The following is a 23241-nucleotide window of genomic DNA, read 5'->3' as shown; positions in this document are numbered from 1 at the left end:
ATAACTGGGAAGGGCTCGCGCCGCCGGGCGGCGGCGCGGACAGAGGATTAGCTGAACAGGGAGTAGAAAATAGCGGAGATAGCGATAAGACCCATCAGCGTAACGAAAACGTTGCTGACATGGCCGCTGTATTTACGCATAGCCGGGACTTTCGCAATCGCGTACATCGGCATCAGGAACAAAATCATCGCGATAATCGGGCCGCCCAGCGTTTCGATCATCCCGAGAATGCTCGGGTTGAGCGTCGCAACAATCCAGGTGGTGATCAGCATGAACAGCGCAGTGATGCGGTTCAGTTTGCTCAGTTCGATAGTTTTGCCGCGGCCGCGCAGGGATTTGATAACCATACCGTTAAAGCCTTCACGCGCGCCCAGGTAGTGACCGAGGAAGGATTTGGTGATAGCGATAATCGCGATAACCGGGCCTACCCAGGCGATAACCGGCACGTTGAAGTGGTTAGCCAGGTAAGACAGGATAGTAATGTTTTGCGCTTTCGCTTCTGCCAGGTTTTCCGGGCTCAGGCTCAGTACGCAGCTGAACACGAAGAACATCACCGTCACTACCATCATGATGTGTGCGTACGCCAGGATACGGGAGCATTTTTTCTCAGCTTCTGCGCCGTATTCTTCACGCTTCGCCACAGCGAATGCAGAGATGATAGGCGAGTGGTTGAAGGAGAATACCATCACGGGAATAGCCAGCCACAAGGTCATCAGCAGACCGTTACCGGTAGACGCATGGCTGAAGGACAGGGTTTCCAGCGCAGCGCCACTCCAGTTCGGGATCAGGAAGCAGGCCATCAGCATCAGCACGGCCACGAACGGGAAGACCAGTACGCTCATCGCTTTCACGATCATATGCTCACCGAAACGCACAATAGTCATCATGCCGATAATCAGAATCAGCGAGAGGATGGCGCGCGGCGGTGAGGCCAGCCCAAGCTGGTGCGTAATGAAGCTGTCGACGGTGTTAGTGATTGCGACGCTATACATCAACAGAATGGGGTAAATCGCGAAGAAGTAGAGCAGGGTAATGACTTTGCCTGCGCCGACACCGAAATGTTCTTCTACGACTTCGGTGATGTCTTCGCCCGGATTTTTACCGGACAGCACGAAACGGGTCAGTGCGCGGTGCGCAAAAAAGGTCATGGGGAAGGCAAGAATTGCCATGATGATAAGCGGGATTAGGCCGCCAACGCCGGCGTTGATCGGCAGGAACAGCACCCCTGCGCCAATCGCGGTGCCGTACAGGCCAAGCATCCACATCGTATCGGTTTTGCGCCACGCGCCGCTTTTCGCTGCGGTAGCAATATTGCCGGTCTGAGTCGTTTCCATCTGTGTATCTCCTGGAGGAAGCAAAAAATCGAACTTAATAGTCACATTCGATAAAATATCGACGAACTGTAAAACGAAATTCTGTTTAGGGCGCTTTTTTTATAATTTTTCCCCAAAACTTTGGCGGGGCGAAAGATACATTCATGCACTGAATCCTTCAGTGATCTCGATCCCAAATGCAATAATCCACTTTTTTATTAGGTTGTTTTTAGATCATAACACTGGCTTTTGGGCTGCCGTCGGCATTAATGCGCGCAGAGCCTGCCACTGACGGCAGATGAGGTAAATAGAGCCAAATAAAATTATTAATAATTGGCTAGAAAAACAGAGGAAAACAGCACGCTGGAATACTTTTGCAGAAATTTCCGGGATTATGCGCGGTGAATTTTAGAGCGCAAACGTTTTGCGGGGGCAGCAGAATATAAAAAAGGCGGCCCGCAGGCCGCCTGATGTCAGGTGCAGATTTCGTAGCAGGGGATATAGGCGGAGCCGGGCAATTTCATGCGGTGCTGAGCGACAAAGCCTTGTAGCAGATCATCCATGCGCTTCATGATTTGCGTATCACCATGAATTTTATAGCGTCCGTACTGTTCAATCGCCCGAATGCCGACTTCTTTCACATTACCCGCCACGATGCCGGAGAAGGCGCGGCGCAGATCGGCGGCCAGAATTTCCGTCGGTTGATCGGGGTAAAGTTTCAGATTAGCCATGTTTTCATGGGTCGGTTCAAACGGCACCTGAAGATCCGGCGAAATACGGATTGACCAGTTAAAGCTGTAGGCATCGCCGGTTTCCCGACGGCACTCTTTCACTTGCGGCATCGCTTTTTTCATTTCGCGCGCAACTTCTGCCGGGTCGTCAATGATGACGCGGTAGTGGCGGCGGGCCTTCTCGCCGAGCGTGTTGACAATAAAATCATCGAGCACCCGGAAGTAATCGGCGCTCTCTTTCGGCCCCGTCAGGATAAGCGGCAGTACCTGTTCCGTATTGTGCGGGTTCATGAGAATACCGAGCAAATAAAGCAACTCTTCCGCTGTACCGACACCGCCCGGGAAGATAATGATGCCGTGGGCGATGCGAACAAACGCTTCAAGACGTTTTTCGATATCCGGCATGATGATGAGTTCATTGACCAGCGGGTTAGGTGGCTCGGCCGCAATAATAGACGGCTCCGTCATGCCGATAAAACGCCCTTCTTTATAACGCTGCTGCGCGTGACCGACCGCCGCGCCTTTCATTGGCGCTTCCATTGCGCCTGGCCCACAGCCGGTACAGATGTTGAGTTCACGTAACCCTAGCTGGTTACCGACGCGTCTGGCGTAGAGATATTCGGTTTCGTTGATGGAGTGACCACCCCAGCAGACCACCATATTCGGCGCTTCGCCCACGTGCAGCGCTTTCGCGTTACGCAGGATAGAAAACACCAGGTTGGTGATATGAATGGAGTCAGTCAGATTGAGGTGCTGAAAACGCCCGGCGTTATCGATTTGCCCGTTCACGAACAGGATATCGCGCAGTACCGCGAACAGGTTCGCCTGCAGCGAGCGAATAATCTGCCCGTCAACAAACGCGTCTTCTGGTGGGTTGATGAGTTCGAGCTTGACGCCGCGCTCGCGGCGCAGCACGTTGATATCAAAATTTTCAAAGCGTGACAGCAGCGTTTTGCTGTTGTCAGTCTGACTGCCGGAATTGAGTACCGCCAGCGAACAGTTGCGAAACAGTTGGTACAGGTCGCTGCTGGCGGTGCGTTTGAGCATATCCACTTCCAGCTGCGACAGCAGATCCATCGAGCCCAGCGGGCTAATATGTGTAATCAAGTAAGCTCCTTACGGGGCGATAAACGCCGCTCCCTCTGATTACAATAGCCCCGCCATGTGACATTTAACAACCCACCCCGCACCGCCTTCATGACGGATTTGCGGGATGTTTAGCAATTACTGACGCGCAAGACGCCCGTTAGCAGGCTGGAAGTCGGTACTGCTGCGCCACGGGTTAATATCCAGCCCGCCGCGTCGGGTATAACGCGCATAGACGCTCAGGGATTCTGGCTGACAAAAACACTGGATATCATTAAAAATGCGCTCAACGCACTGCTCATGGAATTCATTGTGATGGCGGAAGGAGACCAGGTAGCGCAGCAGATTTTCGCGATTGATTTGCGGTCCGCGATAGCGTATCTGCACTGAGCCCCAGTCTGGCTGGTGGGTGATAAGGCAGTTAGATTTCAACAGGTGACTGACCAGCGTCTCTTCGACCTGCTCATTGCCCGTAGCCCCCGACAGCAGGTTGGCATCGAAGTCATAATCGGTAATAACAATATCCTGATGGTCGATGCAATCGCCGTCCAGGCGCGCAATTGGCTCGCCTTCCACATCGCTTAAGCGACGCAGAGTGACGGAAACCTCGCCTTGCGCGCACACGCTTAAGTCGCGCTCAAGCGTCTCGCGCACGTCTTCCAGCGTGGCGAAGCGGGTCTGGTTAAAGCTGTTGAGATAAAGCTTGAAGCTTTTCGATTCCACCAGGTTGACGCTGGTAGCGTTGATGTCGACTTGCCCTATCGCCACCTGCGGCAGGCCGTTCTGGTTAAGCCAGGAGAGTTCATACATCGTCCAGATATCCGCGCCGTGAAAGGGCAGCGCGTCGGCACGAAGGCCCAGCGGATCGCGGTTTAAACTGCGCGGTACCGGCTGGAGCAGCGAGGCGTCGTAGATATCGCGATAATCAGTCGTTTTGCCGAGCGTCAGGCCGTGGAGCGCCTGGTGATTTTCATAAGAAGTCATGTGTCACCGTGATAATACAGGTACAATACAGGGTTCAGTGTATCTTACCTGATGAAGAGAGAATCTGGTGCAAAACGAAGTCCAACAAGCGCTGGCGACATTCAGTGCGCGTTATTGCGAAGCGTGGCGGCAACAGCGTGGCTGTCTGCCCGTGAGTGAAGAATATATCGGTATTTCATCTCCGTGCATTGTCACCACCCACCCTGACGCGGTAGAGTGGCAACCTCAGCCGTTTACGCCTGAAGATTCTCTGAGCGCGGTTGAGAAGGCGCTGGATATTGTGATTCAGCCAGACGCACATGCGTTTTACGCCAGCCAATACGCGGGCGACATGCAGGCGAAGCATGCTGAATTGCCGTTAATGCTGTTGCAGGCCTGGAGCCAGGACGATTTCCGTCGTGTACAGGAAAACCTGATTGGCCATCTGGTCACGCAAAAGCGTCTGAAGCTGTCGCCTACGATTTTTATTGCTACGCTTGATAGTGAACTGGACGTTATTTCGCTGTGTAACCTGACCGGCGAAGTGCTGCGCGAAACCCTCGGTACGCGCGAACGTCGCGTGCTGGCCCCGACGCTCAGTACGTTCCTCGAACAGCTCGATCCGCTTGTGTAATCCTTTTTCACTTGTCCCCGTGTAAGAGATCTCTCACAAACCCTGTGAGAGATCGCCGTCAAAGTAAGGGTTTCCTTACGGCGCCTGAAAATTAAAAAATAGTAAGATCAAATGGTTAGACTATTTTTTGGTGCCTGCGGATTAAACTTATCTTAAATTGAACCTGTAAGCCGTCTTGTAAGCGCCGGCGTAATGCGAGATTCTATCTCTGCCGACACGGAGTGGCACCGAAGTGAACATCAGGATGATGGCACTTCAACAGGACACGCCGGAGGGCGATTCAAGGAAGGCTTCAGGACGAAGCGAATGGATGGCGCAGGAGCGCTAAGGGACACCTCCAGGAAGGAGAACGTGAGCCGGTCAGGATTACCGGTGGATCAGGACGATCAGGGACATGCATCGGGACGTTGCACCAGTAACATCAGGATGATGTGAGCAGGATGCGTATAAGGATGTAAGGCCGAAAGGCCACAGGAAAAGTTGTCACGGACGAGCAGGGAGCACCGAAAAGTAGCCGGACTGCTGCGAAACGAACCGGGAGCACTGTGTTATCACAGTGCTCCTTTTTTTATGCTTTTTTTTCTGCTGCCGGGAAATGCTATGCTGCGCGCCCGGTTTTTTATCTCAGAGGTTGTTATGGAACGCCATCAACGGGTTCGCCAGCAGCTGCAGCGCGTCGAGCAAGTGTTACGTCAACATGAGCAGTGGCAAAACGCCGCGCCTCCTTCTTCCGCATTTGAAAGCACGCAGCCTTTTTGTATGGATACGCTTGCGCCTTATGAATGGCTTCAGTGGGTGCTGATCCCGCGTTTGCACGCGCTGCTGGATGCGGGCGCGCCGCTTCCTCAGGCTTTCGCCGTCGCGCCCTATTATGAAATGGCGCTTGAGGCAGGCCACGCCGGCCGTGACGCAGTGCTGGTGACGCTTTTTGAGCTGGATGCGCTCTTTACAGGGGACGCTCAGTGAGCCTTGAGATCCTCTATCAGGATGAATGGCTGGTGGCGGTTAATAAACCGTCTGGCTGGCTGGTGCATCGCAGCTGGCTCGATCGCGACGAAAAAGTCGTGGTGATGCAGACCGTCCGCGACCAGATAGGCCAGCACGTTTTTACCGCGCACCGTCTTGACCGTCCCACTTCCGGCGTATTGCTGATGGGACTTTCAGGTGAGGTCGGACGGCTTTTATCTCAGCAGTTTGAGCATCATCAGATCCAAAAACGTTACCATGCTATTGTGCGAGGCTGGCTTACGGACAGCGCGGTACTGGATTATCCGCTCGTAGAAGAGCTCGATAAAATCGCCGATAAATTCTCACGCCAGGATAAAGAGGCCCAGCCTGCGGTAACACACTATCAGGGGCTTGCGACCACTACCCAGCCGGTGGCGGTCGGACGTTATGATTCTGTGCGCTACAGCCTGGTGGAGATGTTGCCGCAAACCGGCCGCAAACATCAGTTGCGCCGCCATATGGCGCATCTGCGTCACCCTATTATTGGTGACTCGAAACATGGCGATCTGCGCCAGAACCGTGCAGCGGCGGAGCATTTCGGCTGCAACCGGTTAATGTTGCATGCAAGCGAGCTTGCGCTGACTCACCCTGTTACCGGCGAGCCGCTGTCTATTCGCGCAAGCCTGGATGATGTCTGGCGCCAGGCGCTGGCGCATTTTGGCTGGCAGGCGCATCTCCCCGATCCCGATGGGGTTGAGTTTCCTGCAGCGAACCCTCAGGATGAACAGCGTCTGAATCCACAAGGAGATTAAGCGATGGCGAGCGTAGGGATTTTTGTCGGCACCATGTATGGCAACTCACTGCTTGTTGCAGAAGAAGCGCAAACAATCCTGAAAAAACAGGGGCATGAGGCGACTGTCTATGAGGATCCGGAACTGGCCGACTGGGAGCGTTATCAGGACGGGTACGCGCTTATCGTCACGTCCACCACGGGTCAGGGTGATCTGCCGGACAGCATTATTCCGCTCTACCAGGCAATTAAAGACCAGCATGGTCATCAGCCCACGCGGCGTTACGGCCTGATTGCGCTTGGCGATAGCAGCTACAGCCATTTTTGCGGCGGCGGGAAAAAGTTCGATGCGCTATTGCAGGAACATGCGGCGCAGCGTGTCGGCGAGGTGTTATACATCGACGCCGCAGACTACCCTGAGCCGGAAACGCTCTCCAGCCCCTGGGTCGAGCAGTGGAGCGCGCTGCTGAAATAAACCGCGCCGCCGGCGTGTTGACGCCGGCGCACCCTATTTCCCTGTGATGCGGTACGCTTCGCGCGCTACGTTATCCATCTCATCTAACAGTTCCAGCAGCTCCGGCTCCAGTTCGCCCGGATCGACGCCGCTGCGTAACTGATGTTCAATCAGCTGGCAGAGGTTTTTCAGGCGAGGCACGCCGCTGTAGCCACAACTGCCATGTAGCTTGTGAATGATTTCTGTTAATCCTTCCGGATTTTCACCCACTAACTGTTCTTCCACGCGGTTGCGTACTTCCGGCAAAAAGACCAGCAGCATTTGCAGCATGTCGCGTGCGAGATCGGGCTTATTCGCGGCCTGGCGCAGCGCGAGGCTCCAGTCAAGCGTAGTGTTCAGGTTGATGGCAGGCGGCACGATCGCAGGCGTCACCGGCGTATTTACCGGCAGGGCATAACCTGGCTGGTAGCGCAGCAACAGCGCACGCAGCTTCTCTTCTTCAATCGGTTTGGCCAGATAGTCGTTCATCCCGGCACTCAGCAGCTTCTCTTTCTGTCCGGACATCGCATGCGCCGTCACGGCGATAATCGGCGTGTGCTGCTGTTGCGGCAGCTTACGAATAAGCTCACACGCATGGATACCGTCCATATCCGGCATTTGAATATCCATCAGAATGATATCGAACGGCTGCAGTGTGGCACGCTCAACCGCCTGGTGCCCGCTGTCGCAAAGTACGACGCGCTGAACTAAATCTTCCAGCAGCGCGCCGATAAGCTTCAGGTTAGCCGGATTGTCATCCACGGCCATTACCGTCATCTCCAGTTTGCCCTGGCCATTGCCGGGCAGCTCGCGAGCGTTTTTCTTCCGGCACTGTTCCAGTAACAGCGGCAACAGACGTGTCGCTGTAACCGGTTTAAGCAGGCAGGCGCTGGCTCCCTCTTTTTTTAGCATTTCGGCGTTAATCTGCGCGTGGCACGGCAGCGCGAGGATCAGACAGTCCGCCAGTGTGGCGGCGCGGGCCAACTGATCGTGACGCATCGTCAGCGGTTCGCGGTCGGTGACAGGGGCTGCGTAGAGCAGGATGTCGTAATGCGCCTCGGGAAGCGTTGCCAGTTCCGGGCTGTACTCCACTGTCAGCGGGGTATGAGCGAGCAGATCCCGCGTGCTTTTCGCCGCCGCTTCGTTCTTCTCAACATAGGCCAGGCGCATGCCCGCCAGCATGTCGGTGGCATGGCGATCGGCCAGCGCATTGGGGTTGAGATCGAGGCTGATATGGAACCAGAAGGTAGAACCGCGATGCGGCTGGCTGTGGAATGAAATATCACCGCCCATTTCATTCACCAGTTTCTGGGTAATAACAAGCCCCAGCCCGGTGCCGCCGTGGCGGCGTGAAATGCTGGCGTCGGCCTGGCGAAACGCCTGGAATAGCCGCGACTGATCGCGCTCAGGTATCCCGATGCCGGTATCGCGGATTTGTACTTCAATCTGCACTTTATTGTTACTGATGGCGCGTTTTTCCACCACGATGTCGATATTGCCATGATCGGTAAACTTGATAGCGTTGCCCACCAGATTAGTAATAACCTGTTGAAGGCGCAGCGGATCGCCAATCACATTATCCGGGACATCGTGCCGCACGCTGATAGTCAGTTCCAGCCCTTTGTCGTGAGCGGAATGCGCAAGTAATGTCACCACTTCATCCAGCGTGTTACGCAGCGGGAATGGGATGCTTTCCAGCAGCAGCTTCCCGGCTTCCAGCTTCGAGAAGTCCAGTACATCGTTAATAATACTCAGCAGATTATTTGCCGAGCGCTCAATGGTGTTGAGGTGATCACGCTGGGTTGGCGTCAGGTCGGTTTTGAGCGTAAGGCGCGTAAAGCCTATTACGCCATTCAACGGCGTGCGCAGCTCATGAGACATATTGGCAAGAAACTCAGACTTAATGCGTGCCGCTTCCTGCGCGCGTTTTTTCGCCAGATCCAGCTCGACGTTCTGAATCTCCATCTGTTCCAGTGTTTCGCGTAAATCAGAGGTCGCCTGGTCGATATTGTGCTGCATCTCTTCATGGTAGGCAGCAAGCGACATCGCCATCGAGTTGATGCCGTTTTTCAGCATATCCAGCTCGCCCAGCATAAAGCCTTCCACACGGCTGTCGAGCTGGCCGCGGCGGATGCGATCCACCGTATTGACCATGTTACGAATAGGCGCGGTGACATCACGCATCAGTCGCCAGGCGAACAGTACCGCACAGGCCATGCAGATCAGCATCATCAGTAGCGAGATAGCAATTTCCTGATATTGCTGGAGCCGCACCGATCTCAAATCGAGTTCCAGCGCCACATAGCCCAGTGTATTCGTGTTGAGCTTCGCCTCAGACACCGCAGATTCATCAGGTGAATAGCGCTCGGAGACCACGGGCATGCGCAAAATCAACATATCGTCGCGGCGGGTTACGCTAAGCCCGGTCGGCATGGCCGCGCCGTTGGCGAGCTGAAGCTCAGAAGGCTTAAGCTGATAATTAGAGGTGACAAACAGCTTATTGTGGCGATCGTAAACTGAAATGGCGCGTACAATTTCCGAATGCCGACGATGCAGTACGCTGACCAACTGGCGCACCGACTCCTTATTTTGCAGGCTCATGCCATATTCGCTGGCCACCGCCAGCGGTTCGATAATGCTGGCGCCGGCGTCTTCCAGCTGACGCTGCAAATCATGATAGCGGTGCACAACGAAGAAAACGCTGAGCAGCAGGCCGATGATAAAAGTAGGCGCCAGGATAAGAATCATCATCCGCGCCCGCAGGCTGTAGTTGGTCATGGGGTTCCGTTATGGGACAATCAGCGACATTCAGTTTACGTGAGAAATTTCCTGGCAATGGCGCAATTCTACTCTGCAAAGCGACGCGTGACGACGCGTGAAATCATAACCGTCACGGCTGATGGCCTTGATGCCTTCGGCCAGGGGGTGGCGCGCCACCACGGCAAAGCGCTTTTTATCCCCGGTTTATTGCCGGGCGAACAAGCGGAAATTGCCCTTTGCGAAGAGAAAAAACAGTTCGCGCGCGGCGAAGTGAAAAAGCGGCTGTCGCAAAGCCCGGAGCGAGTAACGCCGCTGTGCCCGCATTTTGGCGTATGTGGTGGTTGCCAGCAACAGCATGTCAGTATCGAACTGCAGCAGCGCAGCAAAGCCGACGCGCTGGCGCGCATGATGAAGCGCGAGGTCGACGAGGTGATAAGCGGGCCGGCGTGGGGTTATCGTCGTCGGGCGCGCCTGAGCTTGAATTTCCCGCCACGCAAACCAGGCTTACAGATGGGTTTTCGCAAAGCGAGTTCAAACGACCTGGTCGATGTGCATCGCTGCCCTATACTTGTGCCCCGTCTCGAAGCGTTGCTGCCGGGACTGCGTGCGTGTCTGAGCGGGCTTGAGGGCGTACGTCATCTCGGTCATGTGGAACTGGTCGAGGCTACAGGCGGTCCGCTAATGGTGTTGCGTCATCTAAAACCGCTCAGCGCAGCCGATCGCGAAAAACTGGAATGCTTTTCGCATTCCGAAGGCGTGGCACTGTACCTTGCGCCTGAGAGCGATACCCTTGAACAGCTCCACGGGGACATGCCCTGGTATGAGTCCGATGGCCTGCGCCTGAGCTTCAGCCCGCGTGATTTTATTCAGGTCAACGACGCCGTAAATCAGCAGATGGTTGCGCGCGCGCTGGCGTGGCTCGATATCCAGCCAGGCGAGCGTGTACTCGATTTATTCTGCGGTATGGGCAACTTCACGCTGCCGATGGCACGGTACGCCGAAAGCGTCGTGGGTGTGGAGGGGGTTGCGGCGCTGGTGGCGAAAGGCGACTATAATGCCGAGCTTAACGCTTTGAAAAATGTCACATTCTTCCAGCATAACCTGGAAGAAGATGTTACGCGGCAGCCCTGGGCGCAACAGGGGTTCGATAAAGTGCTGCTCGACCCGGCGCGCGCAGGGGCGGCGGGCGTAATGCGGCACATTGTGAAATTAAAACCGCGTCGGGTGGTCTATGTCTCCTGTAACCCTTCCACGCTTGCGCGTGACAGTGAGGCGCTGCTCGCGGCGGGCTATCGCACCGAACGGCTGGCGATGCTGGATATGTTCCCGCACACCAGTCATCTCGAGTCGATGGCGCTGTTTGTAAGAGATTAGTAGTGAGGCCGCCGCACGGTGCGGGCAGGCTGGTCCCGAAAGGAGAGGACGATGGTTGCGGTAAGAAGTGCACATCTTAATAAAGCTGGCGAATTTGACCATGAAAAGTGGGTGGCGAGCCTTGGGATCGCCAGTCAGCCGTCGTGTGAACGCTTAACCGAAACCTGGCGCTATTGCGAACAGCAAACTCAGGGCCACCCGCAGGCGGATCTTTTGCTCTGGCGTGGCGTGGAAATGGTCGAAATCCTCACCATGCTGAGTATGGATATCGATACTCTGCGCGCCGCGTTGCTCTTCCCACTGGTTGACGGCGGTGTGGTCAGCGAAGAGGTGCTCAAAGAGAGCGTCGGAAAATCCGTTGTCGAGCTGATTCACGGCGTGCGTGATATGGCAGCCATTCGTCAGCTAAAAGCCACCCATCACGATTCCGTCTCCTCCGATCAAGTAGATAATGTCCGTCGCATGCTGCTGGCGATGGTTGATGATTTCCGCTGCGTCGTCATAAAGCTCGCCGAGCGCATCGCACATCTGCGAGAAGTGAAAGACGCACCGGAAGATGAGCGCGTACTGGCGGCGAAAGAATGTACCAACATCTATGCGCCGCTGGCTAACCGCCTCGGCATTGGTCAGCTTAAATGGGAGCTTGAGGATTTCTGCTTCCGTTATCTGCATCCGGATGAATATAAACGCATCGCTAAACTGCTCCATGAGCGGCGTATCGATCGCGAGCATTACATCGACGAGTTTGTTACGCATCTGCGTAAGGCCATGAAAGAAGAGGGCGTAAAGGCGGAAGTCTATGGGCGCCCTAAACACATCTACAGCATCTGGCGAAAGATGCAGAAAAAGCATCTGGCCTTCGATGAACTGTTTGACGTGCGCGCGGTGCGCATCGTCGCGGAACGTCTGCAGGACTGCTATGCGGCGCTCGGGATAGTGCATACGCACTATCGCCATTTGCCAGATGAGTTCGATGATTACGTCGCGAACCCGAAACCCAACGGCTATCAGTCGATCCACACCGTGGTGCTTGGCCCCGGGGGGAAGACCGTTGAGATTCAAATCCGCACCAAACAGATGCATGAAGACGCTGAGCTCGGCGTGGCGGCCCACTGGAAATATAAAGAGGGGGCGGCAAGCGGCAGCGGCGTACGTAACGGCCATGAAGACCGTATTGCCTGGCTGCGTAAACTCATCGCCTGGCAAGAAGAGATGGCAGATTCCGGCGAAATGCTCGACGAACTGCGCAGCCAGGTCTTTGACGATCGCGTATATGTTTTCACCCCGAAAGGCGATGTGGTTGACCTGCCAGCGGGATCTACCCCCCTCGATTTTGCCTATCACATCCACAGCGATGTCGGGCACCGCTGCATCGGAGCGAAAATTGGCGGCAGGATTGTGCCGTTTACCTATCAACTCCAGATGGGTGACCAGATTGAAATCATTACCCAAAAGCAGCCGAACCCCAGCCGCGACTGGCTGAACCCAAACCTCGGGTATGTCGGCACCAGCCGTGCACGCGCTAAAATTCATGCCTGGTTCCGCAAGCAAGACCGCGATAAAAACATTATTGCGGGCCGCCAGATTCTGGACGACGAGCTGGCACACCTCGGTATTAGCCTGAAAGAAGCGGAAAAACATCTGCTGCCGCGCTACAACTTCAATGAAGTCGATGAACTGCTGGCGGCCATCGGCGGCGGCGATATTCGTCTCAACCAGATGGTGAATTTCCTCCAGGCGCAGTTCAATAAGCCGAGCGCAGAAGAACAGGACGCCGCAGCGCTGCGCCAGCTTCAGCAAAAAACGTATGCGCCGCAGGGGCGAAGCAGCCGTGACAATGGCCGCGTCGTGGTCGAAGGCGTGGGCAATCTGATGCACCATATTGCGCGTTGCTGTCAGCCTATCCCGGGCGATGACATCGTCGGTTTTATTACACAAGGGCGGGGCATTTCGATTCACCGTGCCGATTGCGATCAACTGACGGAACTGCAATCACATGCGCCGGAGCGCATTGTCGACGCAGTGTGGGGCGAGAGCTATTCTGCGGGCTATTCGCTGGTGGTACGCGTCACGGCTAATGATCGCAGCGGCCTGCTGCGTGATATCACAACGATTCTCGCCAACGAAAAGGTCAACGTGCTGGGCGTGACCAGCCGCAGCGATACGCGTCAGCAACTGGCGACCATTGATATGGAAATCGAAATTTATAACCTGCAGGTTCTCGGACGCGTGCTCGGCAAGCTCAATCAGGTGCCGGATGTCATCGACGCCAGACGCCTGCACGGCGGCTGATGCGCCAGGCGGCGTAAGCCACAGCGTTTACGCCGTCTTTCATTTTTCTCCTCCTGAGTGAGGCGCGTGGCATACGCATTTTTTATCGCCACGCCTTTTAATAAGGACTTCCAATGACCCAAATCGACCGCTTGCTCGGTATTATGAAACGCCTGCGCGACCCGGAAACCGGCTGCCCGTGGGATAAAGAACAAACCTTCGCCACCATCGCCCCTTATACACTTGAAGAAACTTACGAAGTGCTGGACGCTATTGCCCGCGAGGATTTCGACGATCTGCGTGGCGAGCTCGGCGACCTTTTGTTCCAGGTGGTGTTCTATGCCCAGATGGCGCAGGAAGACGGGCGCTTTAACTTCGACGATATCTGCGCGGCGATAAGCGATAAGCTCGAACGCCGTCATCCCCATATTTTCGGCGATGCGGCGTTCAGCAACAGTACGGAAGTGCTCGCCAACTGGGAGAAAACCAAAAGCGCTGAGCGGGCAGAAAAAGCGCAGCATTCGACGCTCGATGATATTCCCGAGAGTTTACCGGCGCTGATGCGCGCCCATAAAATCCAGAAACGCTGCTCCGCGGTTGGCTTCGACTGGACATCGCTTGGCCCGGTAGTCGAGAAAGTGCATGAAGAGATAGACGAGGTAATGCACGAGGCGCAGCAGGCCGTGATTGACGAGGCGAAACTTGAAGAGGAAATCGGTGATTTACTGTTCGCAACCGTCAATTTGTCTCGCCATCTGGGTGCGAAAGCCGAGACCGCACTGCAAAAAGCGAACCGGAAATTCGAGCGGCGTTTCCGTCAGGTTGAAGCAATAATTCGCGCTCAGGGCCTGGAAATGGAGCAGGCGAGCCTTGAGCAGATGGAAGCTGCATGGCAAACCGTTAAACGCCAGGAAATTGATAGTTAACGCTTTTTCGTAGCAAGCGCTTGTTGTAGACAATTATTTCCAACAAGCGCTTGATTTACGTCAAAAACATTTCTGTGAAAAAGGCTATTTTCTTGCGGCTTGGGTCTGGCGAGGGCAGCCAGTGAACGTGCAGAATGAAAGTTTGTGAGCCCCGTCCTGTTCGGGTATACTACTTTCCCGTCCTGGTTATTCCATCGTCTTTAAACCTAACTTCTCAGGTTCAGCATGACAACGAACTATATTTTTGTGACCGGCGGGGTCGTTTCCTCTCTGGGTAAAGGCATTGCCGCAGCCTCCCTCGCAGCCATTCTTGAAGCCCGTGGCCTCAACGTGACCATCATGAAACTGGATCCGTATATTAATGTCGATCCAGGTACCATGAGCCCTATCCAACACGGGGAAGTGTTCGTTACGGAAGACGGCGCTGAAACCGATCTGGACCTGGGTCATTACGAGCGTTTTATCCGCACCCGCATGACGCGCCGCAACAACTTCACGACAGGCCGTATTTACTCTGAAGTACTGCGTAAAGAGCGTCGTGGCGACTACCTGGGCGCGACCGTTCAGGTTATTCCGCACATTACCAACGCCATCAAAGAACGCATTCTTGCAGGCGGCGAAGGCCATGATGTGGTGCTGGTCGAAATCGGCGGCACCGTCGGCGATATCGAATCCCTGCCGTTCCTCGAAGCAATTCGTCAGATGGCGGTCGAAGTGGGCCGCGAGCACACCATGTTTATGCACCTGACGCTGGTGCCGTATATGGCTGCTGCAGGCGAGGTGAAAACTAAACCGACCCAGCATTCCGTTAAAGAATTGCTCTCTATCGGCATCCAGCCAGACGTCCTGATTTGCCGCTCCGATCGCGCCGTACCGGCCAATGAACGCGCCAAGATTGCGTTATTCTGTAACGTTCCAGAAAAAGCGGTTATTTCTCTGAAAGATGTCGATTCCATCTATAAAATTCCGGGCCTGTTGAAATCGCAGGGGCTGGACGATTATATTTGTAAACGATTCAGCTTGAACTGTCCGGAAGCTAACCTGTCTGAATGGGAACAGGTTATTTATGAAGAAGCGAATCCGGCGGGCGAAGTCACTATCGGTATGGTCGGCAAGTACATTGAACTGCCGGACGCCTATAAGTCGGTTATTGAGGCGCTCAAACATGGTGGCCTGAAAAATCGCGTGACCGTCAATATCAAGCTTATCGATTCGCAGGATGTTGAAACCCGCGGCGATGAATTGCTGAAAGGTCTGGATGCAATCCTTATCCCGGGCGGCTTCGGTTATCGCGGCGTGGAAGGCAAAATCGCCACCGCGCGCTACGCCCGTGAAAACAACATTCCTTACCTCGGCATTTGCCTCGGTATGCAAGTGGCGATGATTGAGTTTGCACGTCATGTCGCCGGTATGGAGAACGCCAACTCCACGGAATTTGTGCCAGACTGTAAATACCCGGTCGTGGCGTTAATCACCGAATGGCGGGATGAAAACGGTAATATCGAGACGCGTACTGAAAAGAGCGATCTCGGCGGAACGATGCGTCTGGGTGCGCAGCAGTGCCAGCTGTCTGATGACAGCCTGGTGCGCAAGCTTTATGGCGAACCTACGATTGTTGAACGTCACCGCCACCGTTATGAAGTCAACAATATGTTGTTGAAGCAAATTGAAGCAGCTGGTCTGCGTGTTGCAGGCCGTTCCGGCGATGATCAGTTGGTCGAGATCATCGAAGTGCCGAATCATCCGTGGTTCGTCGCCTGTCAGTTCCACCCGGAATTTACTTCCACGCCGCGTGACGGGCACCCGCTGTTTGCAGGCTTTGTGAAAGCCGCCAGCGAGCACCAAAAGCGTCAGGAGAAGTAAGCAGAGTTAGAACGGCAACGCGCGACTTTATCGCGCGTTGTTTGTCTGGAGTTTTAGTTTAACTTGTACTGAGGAAAATCTAATGTCCAAAATCGTTAAAGTCATCGGTCGTGAAATCATCGACTCCCGTGGTAACCCGACTGTTGAAGCCGAAGTTCATCTGGAAGGCGGTTTCGTAGGTATGGCTGCTGCCCCGTCAGGTGCTTCTACTGGTTCCCGCGAAGCGCTGGAACTGCGCGATGGCGACAAATCCCGTTTCCTGGGCAAAGGCGTAACCAAAGCGGTTGGTGCGGTTAACGGCCCGATCGCTCAGGCTATCGTTGGCAAAGATGCTAAAGATCAGGCTGGTATCGACAAGATCATGATCGATCTGGACGGTACTGAAAACAAATCTAACTTCGGTGCGAACGCTATTCTGGCCGTTTCTCTGGCTGCTGCTAAGGCCGCTGCTGCTTCTAAAGGCATGCCGCTGTACGAGCACATCGCTGAGCTGAACGGCACCCCGGGCAAATTCTCTATGCCGGTTCCGATGATGAACATCATCAACGGCGGCGAGCACGCTGACAACAACGTTGATATCCAGGAATTCATGATCCAGCCGGTTGGCGCTTCCAGCGTGAAAGAAGCTATCCGCATGGGTTCTGAAGTATTCCATCACCTGGCGAAAGTGCTGAAAAGCAAAGGCATGAACACCGCTGTGGGTGACGAAGGTGGCTACGCGCCGAATCTGGGCTCCAACGCCGAAGCGCTGGCCGTTATCGCAGAAGCGGTAAAAGCAGCAGGCTACGAACTGGGCAAAGACATCACTCTGGCGATGGACTGCGCAGCGTCTGAATTCTACAAAGACGGCAAATACGTTCTGGCTGGCGAAGGCAACAAAGCCTTCACCTCTGAAGAGTTCACTCACTTCCTGGAAGACCTGACCAAACAGTACCCGATCGTATCTATCGAAGACGGTCTGGACGAGTCTGACTGGGACGGTTTTGCATACCAGACCAAAGTTCTGGGCGACAAAATCCAGCTGGTGGGCGACGACCTGTTCGTAACCAACACCAAGATCCTGAAAGAAGGCATCGAGAAAGGCATCGCTAACTCCATCCTGATCAAATTCAACCAGATCGGTTCTCTGTCCGAAACTCTGGCTGCAATCAAAATGGCGAAAGACGCGGGCTATACGGCTGTCATCTCTCACCGTTCTGGCGAAACCGAAGACGCGACCATCGCTGACCTGGCGGTAGGTACTGCGGCAGGCCAGATCAAAACTGGTTCTATGAGCCGTTCTGACCGTGTTGCTAAATACAACCAGCTGATCCGTATCGAAGAAGCGCTGGGCGAAAAAGCACCGTTCAACGGTCGTAAAGAGATCAAAGGCCAGGCATAATCGCCAGACCTTTCTCAAAGAGAAATGCCAGTCGAATGACTGGCATTTTTTTTATTTAAAATCGACTTCCATTTGCTGTGGAATGCTTAATCCATTCGTGGTCTGCACACAGCGATCAATATAATCGGTGAAACGCGGCGGTTTTGGCATGCCGAGCTTCAGCAGTTTATCGTTGCAAAAGCGCACATTCAGCGTGGCAAAAGCGCCATATAAACGCATCGCTTTCAGCATCAGGCGTTCATTACACGGCCCGAAAATATCTTTCAGTTCGCGGCGCATTTTCACTAACGCTTCATAACTTACCTGCGCATAATTATCAGCAACAGGTGCCTTTTTCTGTGCCTGCGCCATCGCGATATCAATATCAGCAAAGCGAACGCTATTCTCTTCTCCCGCAGAGATATGGACCACCTCGCCCCGGGCTATCTCTTTTTGCAGCAGCAGCAATAATGCCTCAGCGCAATAATCCACGGGGATCACATCCACACGATCTTCCAGCGAGCACATAAATTTCTGTAGCATCAGCCCCATGCTGAAAACCCAAAAAATGCTGGTAGAAGGCTGGCAGCCATGGTGGGTATGACCCACAACGATAGAAGGACGGGCGATCACCAGCGGCAGTTGTGGGCACTGCTGGCGCATCAGTTGTTCGATGGTTGATTTCGAATGCGTATAGGCCACCAGGTGCTCGGCATTTTCACGAAACTCTGCGCTTTCCGGCACCAGTGAATCTGGCTCAGGCGTACAGGACATGGCCGTGCCCACGTGCAGGAACCGCTCCAGACCTGCAACCTGCGCCATGCGGTGTGCGAAAGCCAGCGTCCCTTCAACATTCACTTTCCAGATAAGGGGATTATTGCCAAACGAGGCTACCGCCGCGCAGTTAATCACGTGCGTCACGCTATCGAGGCGGACGTCATGCAGGAAACTTTCCGGCTCGCCTAAATCACCGCACACTATCTGCGTGGCCGTCAGCGTCGAAAGCTGCGCTTCACTAAGGTTAAACTTGCGCATATTGTTAAGCACGCGCGCCAGCCCGGCTTCAGCATCCCCGGCACGTACCAGCAGCAATAAATTGACCTTTTCATTGCGTTGAAGAATTTTCTCTATTACTGCCCCGCCCAGAAAACCCGTTCCGCCCGTTATTAATAATGTTTTCATTTGTATTATTCCAATGGGTTAATGGGGCGGATTGTAGGAGCAGAAAAGTAAACGCCAGATAAATAACGGCGTGGCATAAAAGAGGAGAAATTAAGGTTATTTTAAGGAAAGTCGCAAAGGGGATTGTTCTCTGACAGAAAAACAAAGAAAAAAATCCCGGCGCAATAAATAAATTATTTATCTTTTTGAATGTAAAAAGTTTTTATCGCCATACCTCTCCGCGCCAGGGCGAGAAAGAAAATGGCAAACGCTAAGAAAAATTACGTTTGGTTACATTCTTATTGATATAAAAAAGGCGCTGCAGAGATTATTCGTATCCTGCAACGCCGGCTATCAAAGTAATAAAGGTAACGTTGCGCTGGCTGTCTGCTGGCTGGTTTCCCGGTAATGGCTGTCCAGCGCCATCAGCGAAGCGGTTAATAACTCGACCAGCAGCATCGCACCGACTTTGGCATTCAGCGCGCCTGCATTGAGCGGCCCTTCAGGTTTGGCGGCGACCAGCTGCATATCGCTTATTGAGGCCAGCGGGCTTCGCGGCGTGTTGCTTAATGTTAAGATGGGCGCACCGGCCTTACGGGCAAGTTTAACGGCGTGCAACAGATCGCGGGTGGATCCAGAACTGGAAATAGCAATCACCAGATCCGTCTGGCGCAACATGGTCGCGTTCATCGAGGCCCGGTGCATATCACTAAACACCTGCGCTGGTTTACCAAGACGCAATAACTTGTAATGCAAATACTCGCCCACAATCGCGCTTGCGGCGACGCCGTAAATCTGCACTGAACTGGCCTGATGCAGTACGCGCGCGGCCTCTTCCAGCTTTGCGCGGTCAAGTAGCTGGGCGGTGTCGCGCAGCGCCTGTACCGATTCTTCCACCAGCGCATCAAGCGCGTCGCCGCCTTGCGCGCGCGGCGACTGCCCGCGTTGCACATCCAGCGCCAGCGCCATTTTGAATTCGTTATACCCTTTGCACCCCAGAGTGCGGCACAAGCGAGTCACGCTGGCTTCGCTTGTCTCACTTTCGCGAGCCAGCTCCGTGATAGTCAGGTAGAGCACGCGCGCAGGGTCGCCCAGCACATACTCACCCAGTTTGCGCTGGGTAGGACTAAAGGCAGAAAGCTCCTGGCGAAGCTTAAGCAGTAAATTTTCATTGTCAGACATAACACGATCCTGATGCAGCGCCGAATAGAAATGAGTGTGCGGGAAAGCCCGCCATCGATGCTAGCCATTTTAAAAAAGTATGATCGCCTTCGCTATTGTTGATGATAATTTTCACTGAATAAATTTAATGTGATAAATATTTTCATCATAACAACAGCGGGGAGCGTACTATGGCATTTTTCAGCGGAACATCTTCAGGGCGCTGGTTCGAAAAAGCGCAGCGTTTTGGCAAATCTTTTATGCTACCCGTCGCCGTTCTTCCTGCGGCCGGGCTGTTGCTCGGGGTAGGCGGCGCGCTGTCTAATCCCAATACGCTGACTGCATATCCGTTTCTGGATGTCGGCTGGTTGCAGGCCATTTTCACTGTCATGAGCAGCGCGGGTGCTATCGTCTTTGCGAACCTGTCGGTACTGTTTGCCGTCGGTGTGGCGGTGGGGCTTGCGCGGACCGATAAAGGCACAGCGGGTCTCGCCGCGTTACTGGCGTACCTGGTAATGAATGCCACTATTAATGCGTTACTAACTCTGAGCGGGCAGCTCGCGCAAAGCAATCCAGGGGCGGTCGGGCAGGGGACGGTGCTCGGTATCCAGACGCTGGAAACTGGTGTGTTCGGCGGTGTGGTTATCGGGCTTGTGACATGCGCGCTGCATCAGCGATTCAATAAAATTGCACTGCCGCAGTTTCTGGGGTTTTTCGGCGGGTCACGTTTTGTGCCCATTATCAGCGCGCTGGCGGCTATTCTCATTGGCGCTGCGATGACGGTCATCTGGCCGCATTTCCAGAAAGTGATTTTCGGGCTGGGTGGTCTGGTCGATGCGACGGGTTATCCTGGCACACTGCTTTATGGCTTTATTCTGCGCATGCTTGGCCCGTTCGGTCTGCATCATATCTTCTATTTGCCCTTCTGGACGACCGCGCTCGGCGGCAGCGAAATAGTCAATGGCCAGCTGGTAGAAGGGACGCAGCGCATTTTCTTCGCCCAGCTCGCGGACCCGACGACCCAACAGTTCTATGTCGGGACCTCACGGTTTATGTCAGGGCGCTTTATCACCATGATGTTTGGCCTTGTAGGCGCCTGTCTTGCGATGTATCACACGGCCAGACCAGAGAATAAAAAGCGCGTTGCCGGGCTGCTGTTATCCGCGGCGCTCACCTCTTTTTTAACCGGCATTACCGAACCGATCGAGTTCTCTTTCTTGTTTGTCGCGCCGGTACTCTATGTCATCCATGCGTTTTTCGACGGGCTGGCTTTTATGCTGGCGCATATGCTGCACATCACTATCGGCCAGACTTTCTCGGGCGGCTTTATTGATTTCATTCTGTTTGGCGTTTTGCAGGGCGAAGCGAAAACACACTGGCTCTATGTGCCGCTGGTCGGCGTGCCGTGGTTTTTCCTTTATTACTTCACGTTTCGTTTCCTGATAACGCGTTTCGATTTCGCCACGCCCGGACGTGAAAAAGAGACGCAGGAGAACGTGTCGGTGACGGGCAGCGAGCGGGCGCAGGCCATTGTGGCCGGGCTTGGTGGTCATGAAAACCTGCAGGAGGTGGATTGCTGCGCCACGCGGTTACGCGTCACGGTCAATGATGGCGGCAAAGTCAGTGAGTCAGCGCTTAAGGCGACCGGCGCCCGCGGCGTGATCCTGCGCGGTAATGGCGTCCAGATTATCTACGGCCCCCATGTCACGATTATCAAAAACGAAGTGGAAGAGTTATTAAGCTGAGGTCAACGATGTTAGAGCAAATCAAAGGAAAGCTGGTGGTCTCCTGTCAGGCGCTGGAAAACGAACCGCTGCACAGTCCGTTTATCATGGGCAAAATGGCACTGGCGGCGGCGCAGGGCGGAGCGGCAGGGATCCGCGCCAACAGCGTGGCGGACATTGCGGCGATAAAACAAAACGTGACGCTGCCGGTGATTGGCATCATCAAACGGGATTACCCGGGCAGCGACGTTTTTATCACGGCGACAATGCGAGAAATTGATGAGTTGATGACAGTGGGGCCTGACATGATCGCGCTTGATGCCACCGCGCGTCCGCGTCCGGGCGGTGAGACGCTGGAATCGCTCGTGAAAACGATCCGCCGCGCTTATCCGCACGTGCCACTGATGGCCGATGTCTCAGACGTGAAAGAAGCCGTGACGGCGCAAGCGCTGGGCTTTGACTGCGCCGGCACGACCCTCTACGGTTACACGGCGCACACCCAGGGGCATAGGCTGCCGGAGCATGATTTTGCCCTGTTAAACGCCGTGCTGGCCGCTGTCACGATCCCGGTTATTGCCGAAGGCAACGTCGATACACCCGAAGGGGCGGCACGTTGTCTGGCGTTGGGCGCACATGCTGTGGTCGTTGGCGGTGCGATTACTCGTCCGCAGCAGATTACCCGGCGTTTTGCTGACGCGCTGCGTTCACCAGTTATCTGAAGCGCCGCCGCCGTCGCTTGAGCCGCCATCGCCAGAGCTCACGCTGTCGTGGCTGCTGTGATGGCTGCCACTGTCGCCGCCGGATAAATGATGAAGATGCTGATTGGCAAGCCAGGCTGACGAGTTATCGCCTGATGACGTCCCGTTGCCTGCGCTAAACAGGCGCTGGGGGAAAGCGAACGCCATGATAATCACCATGGTTAACAACAGAATCGGCGTTGAAAAACTGAGCCACAAAAACGGCACGATCCAGGGGACAAAATCGCTGGTGATGGCAAGCGCTGGCGTCAGCAGACACGACGTGCCGAAAAAGAGCGTTATTAGCGTTTTCTTTTTACGCTTGAACAACAGAACCGCCAGTGTGATGGCGAGAAACGGCAGCCCTTCCCAGTAAGAAAATCCTAACAGGAACGACTTGAGCCATAACCACGACGGCGAGGCCGCAGTCGGCAGCGATTTGCCGCTGAGCACCGCGTCGATACCGGTCAGGCCGTGCCGGATGCCTTCGGCCAGCTCGCCCGCCCTGAACCAGGGGAGCATCTGCTCTTTAATGATTTGGCTCGCCAGCGCGTTGGTCAGTGTGGTTTCCAGGCCGCGACCCACCTCGATACGCACTTTACGATCCTCCCAGGCCACCAGTATCAGCACGCCATCGTTGCGCTGCGGACTGCCCAGATGCCAGGTATTGAACACGCGCGTAGCAACGCTTTCCAGGTTATCGCCCTGTAAGGTTGGCACGATCAGTACCACCGTTTGTGCGTGGGTGCGGGTATATATCGAGGAGACGTCCTTGAGCAACGTGGCGTGCTCCTGTTCCTCCAGGATGCCAGCCGGATCGTTAACCAGGCTTTGCATCGTCGGTACGGGAAAGTTTTGCGCCTGAACGGTAAAGCCCGCAAGCGTTAGCGATACCGTCAGAAAAAATAACGTCAGTGTGCGTACCATTGCTTTTACTTGTCCTTGT

The 23241-nt window shown here is 54.6% G+C and carries 18 protein-coding genes; 11 read left to right on the top strand and 7 right to left on the bottom strand.

The genetic code is table 11. From position 1 onward, the window contains the following. Nucleotides 1–47: 47 nt before the first annotated feature. The 3 genes from AFK62_RS15785 to queF all read right to left on the bottom strand — a co-directional run bounded on the left by AFK62_RS15785 (nucleotide 48) and on the right by queF (nucleotide 4114). Nucleotides 48–1334 (bottom strand): HAAAP family serine/threonine permease, encoded by a 1287-nt coding sequence (locus AFK62_RS15785; RefSeq protein WP_007663646.1) that lies wholly within the window; start codon nucleotides 1332–1334, stop codon nucleotides 48–50. A gap of 452 nt (nucleotides 1335–1786) precedes the next feature. Further along, nucleotides 1787–3151 carry a nucleotide 5'-monophosphate nucleosidase PpnN gene (gene ppnN / locus AFK62_RS15780; RefSeq protein WP_007663645.1) on the bottom strand — a complete coding sequence of 455 codons (1365 nt, stop codon included), beginning with the start codon at nucleotides 3149–3151 and terminating at the stop codon, nucleotides 1787–1789. Between the two features lie 117 nt (nucleotides 3152–3268). Then, nucleotides 3269–4114 carry an NADPH-dependent 7-cyano-7-deazaguanine reductase QueF gene (gene queF / locus AFK62_RS15775; protein ID WP_007663644.1) on the bottom strand — a complete coding sequence of 282 codons (846 nt, stop codon included), beginning with the start codon at nucleotides 4112–4114 and terminating at the stop codon, nucleotides 3269–3271. A gap of 67 nt (nucleotides 4115–4181) precedes the next feature. Here queF and syd point away from each other — a divergent pair, with 67 nt between their 5' ends. From syd to AFK62_RS15755, 4 genes are all read left to right on the top strand, one after another. Next, nucleotides 4182–4727 carry a SecY-interacting protein gene (gene syd / locus AFK62_RS15770; RefSeq protein ID WP_007663643.1) on the top strand — a complete coding sequence of 182 codons (546 nt, stop codon included), beginning with the start codon at nucleotides 4182–4184 and terminating at the stop codon, nucleotides 4725–4727. Nucleotides 4728–5363: 636 nt separating this feature from the next. After that, nucleotides 5364–5693, top strand: a complete 330-nt coding sequence (locus tag AFK62_RS15765) for a YqcC family protein (RefSeq protein ID WP_032983880.1) — start codon at nucleotides 5364–5366, stop codon at nucleotides 5691–5693. After that, on the top strand, nucleotides 5690–6487 hold the full coding sequence (gene truC / locus AFK62_RS15760; RefSeq protein ID WP_007663639.1) for a tRNA pseudouridine(65) synthase TruC: 798 nt from the start codon (nucleotides 5690–5692) through the stop codon (nucleotides 6485–6487). Before AFK62_RS15765 ends, truC begins: the two co-directional genes overlap by 4 nt. Nucleotides 6488–6490: 3 nt before the next feature. Further along, the gene (locus AFK62_RS15755) at nucleotides 6491–6940 is read left to right on the top strand and encodes a flavodoxin (protein WP_007663636.1); all 450 of its coding nucleotides are present in this window, start codon (nucleotides 6491–6493) and stop codon (nucleotides 6938–6940) included. Nucleotides 6941–6973: 33 nt separating this feature from the next. Here AFK62_RS15755 and barA read toward each other — a convergent pair whose 3' ends face one another. Further along, entirely contained in the window at nucleotides 6974–9736 is a 2763-nt protein-coding gene (barA, locus tag AFK62_RS15750; RefSeq protein ID WP_007663627.1) for a two-component sensor histidine kinase BarA, read from the bottom strand. Nucleotides 9737–9793: 57 nt separating this feature from the next. Here barA and rlmD point away from each other — a divergent pair, with 57 nt between their 5' ends. The 5 genes from rlmD (at nucleotide 9794) to eno (ending at nucleotide 17533) form a co-directional block, all read left to right on the top strand. Beyond that, nucleotides 9794–11092, top strand: a complete 1299-nt coding sequence (gene rlmD, locus AFK62_RS15745; RefSeq protein ID WP_053532023.1) for a 23S rRNA (uracil(1939)-C(5))-methyltransferase RlmD — start codon at nucleotides 9794–9796, stop codon at nucleotides 11090–11092. 51 nt (nucleotides 11093–11143) lie between these two features. Beyond that, complete coding sequence (relA, locus tag AFK62_RS15740; protein ID WP_007663622.1) at nucleotides 11144–13384, top strand: GTP diphosphokinase; 2241 nt, start codon at nucleotides 11144–11146, stop codon at nucleotides 13382–13384. A 113-nt stretch (nucleotides 13385–13497) separates the two neighbouring features. Continuing rightward, complete coding sequence (gene mazG, locus AFK62_RS15735) at nucleotides 13498–14289, top strand: nucleoside triphosphate pyrophosphohydrolase (protein ID WP_007663621.1); 792 nt, start codon at nucleotides 13498–13500, stop codon at nucleotides 14287–14289. A gap of 225 nt (nucleotides 14290–14514) precedes the next feature. Then, on the top strand, nucleotides 14515–16152 hold the full coding sequence (gene pyrG, locus AFK62_RS15730) for a glutamine hydrolyzing CTP synthase (protein ID WP_053532022.1): 1638 nt from the start codon (nucleotides 14515–14517) through the stop codon (nucleotides 16150–16152). Nucleotides 16153–16234: 82 nt separating this feature from the next. Further along, nucleotides 16235–17533 carry a phosphopyruvate hydratase gene (gene eno, locus AFK62_RS15725; RefSeq protein ID WP_053532021.1) on the top strand — a complete coding sequence of 433 codons (1299 nt, stop codon included), beginning with the start codon at nucleotides 16235–16237 and terminating at the stop codon, nucleotides 17531–17533. 51 nt (nucleotides 17534–17584) lie between these two features. Here the strand turns inward: eno and AFK62_RS15720 are convergent, their stop codons facing one another. Next, entirely contained in the window at nucleotides 17585–18694 is a 1110-nt protein-coding gene (locus tag AFK62_RS15720) for an SDR family oxidoreductase (RefSeq protein WP_053532020.1), read from the bottom strand. Nucleotides 18695–19027: 333 nt separating this feature from the next. Continuing rightward, the gene (locus tag AFK62_RS15715) at nucleotides 19028–19855 is read right to left on the bottom strand and encodes a MurR/RpiR family transcriptional regulator (protein ID WP_007663612.1); all 828 of its coding nucleotides are present in this window, start codon (nucleotides 19853–19855) and stop codon (nucleotides 19028–19030) included. A 170-nt stretch (nucleotides 19856–20025) separates the two neighbouring features. On the opposite strand from AFK62_RS15715, the gene AFK62_RS15710 reads away from it, so the two are divergent. Continuing rightward, nucleotides 20026–21579, top strand: coding sequence for a PTS transporter subunit EIIC (locus tag AFK62_RS15710; RefSeq protein ID WP_007663609.1), 1554 nt, complete (start codon nucleotides 20026–20028; stop codon nucleotides 21577–21579). 8 nt (nucleotides 21580–21587) lie between these two features. Continuing rightward, nucleotides 21588–22277: an N-acetylmannosamine-6-phosphate 2-epimerase gene (locus AFK62_RS15705; RefSeq protein WP_007663607.1), complete on the top strand. Its 690-nt coding sequence runs from the start codon at nucleotides 21588–21590 to the stop codon at nucleotides 22275–22277. Here AFK62_RS15705 and AFK62_RS15700 read toward each other — a convergent pair. After that, nucleotides 22263–23222, bottom strand: coding sequence for a TPM domain-containing protein (locus tag AFK62_RS15700; RefSeq protein WP_007663604.1), 960 nt, complete (start codon nucleotides 23220–23222; stop codon nucleotides 22263–22265). The genes AFK62_RS15705 and AFK62_RS15700 overlap by 15 nt on opposite strands. Nucleotides 23223–23241: the final 19 nt, after the last annotated feature.

The organism is Cronobacter condimenti 1330 (assembly GCF_001277255.1).
Classification (GTDB): domain Bacteria; phylum Pseudomonadota; class Gammaproteobacteria; order Enterobacterales; family Enterobacteriaceae; genus Cronobacter; species Cronobacter condimenti.
This window is presented reverse-complemented; position numbering and strand designations above follow the sequence as displayed.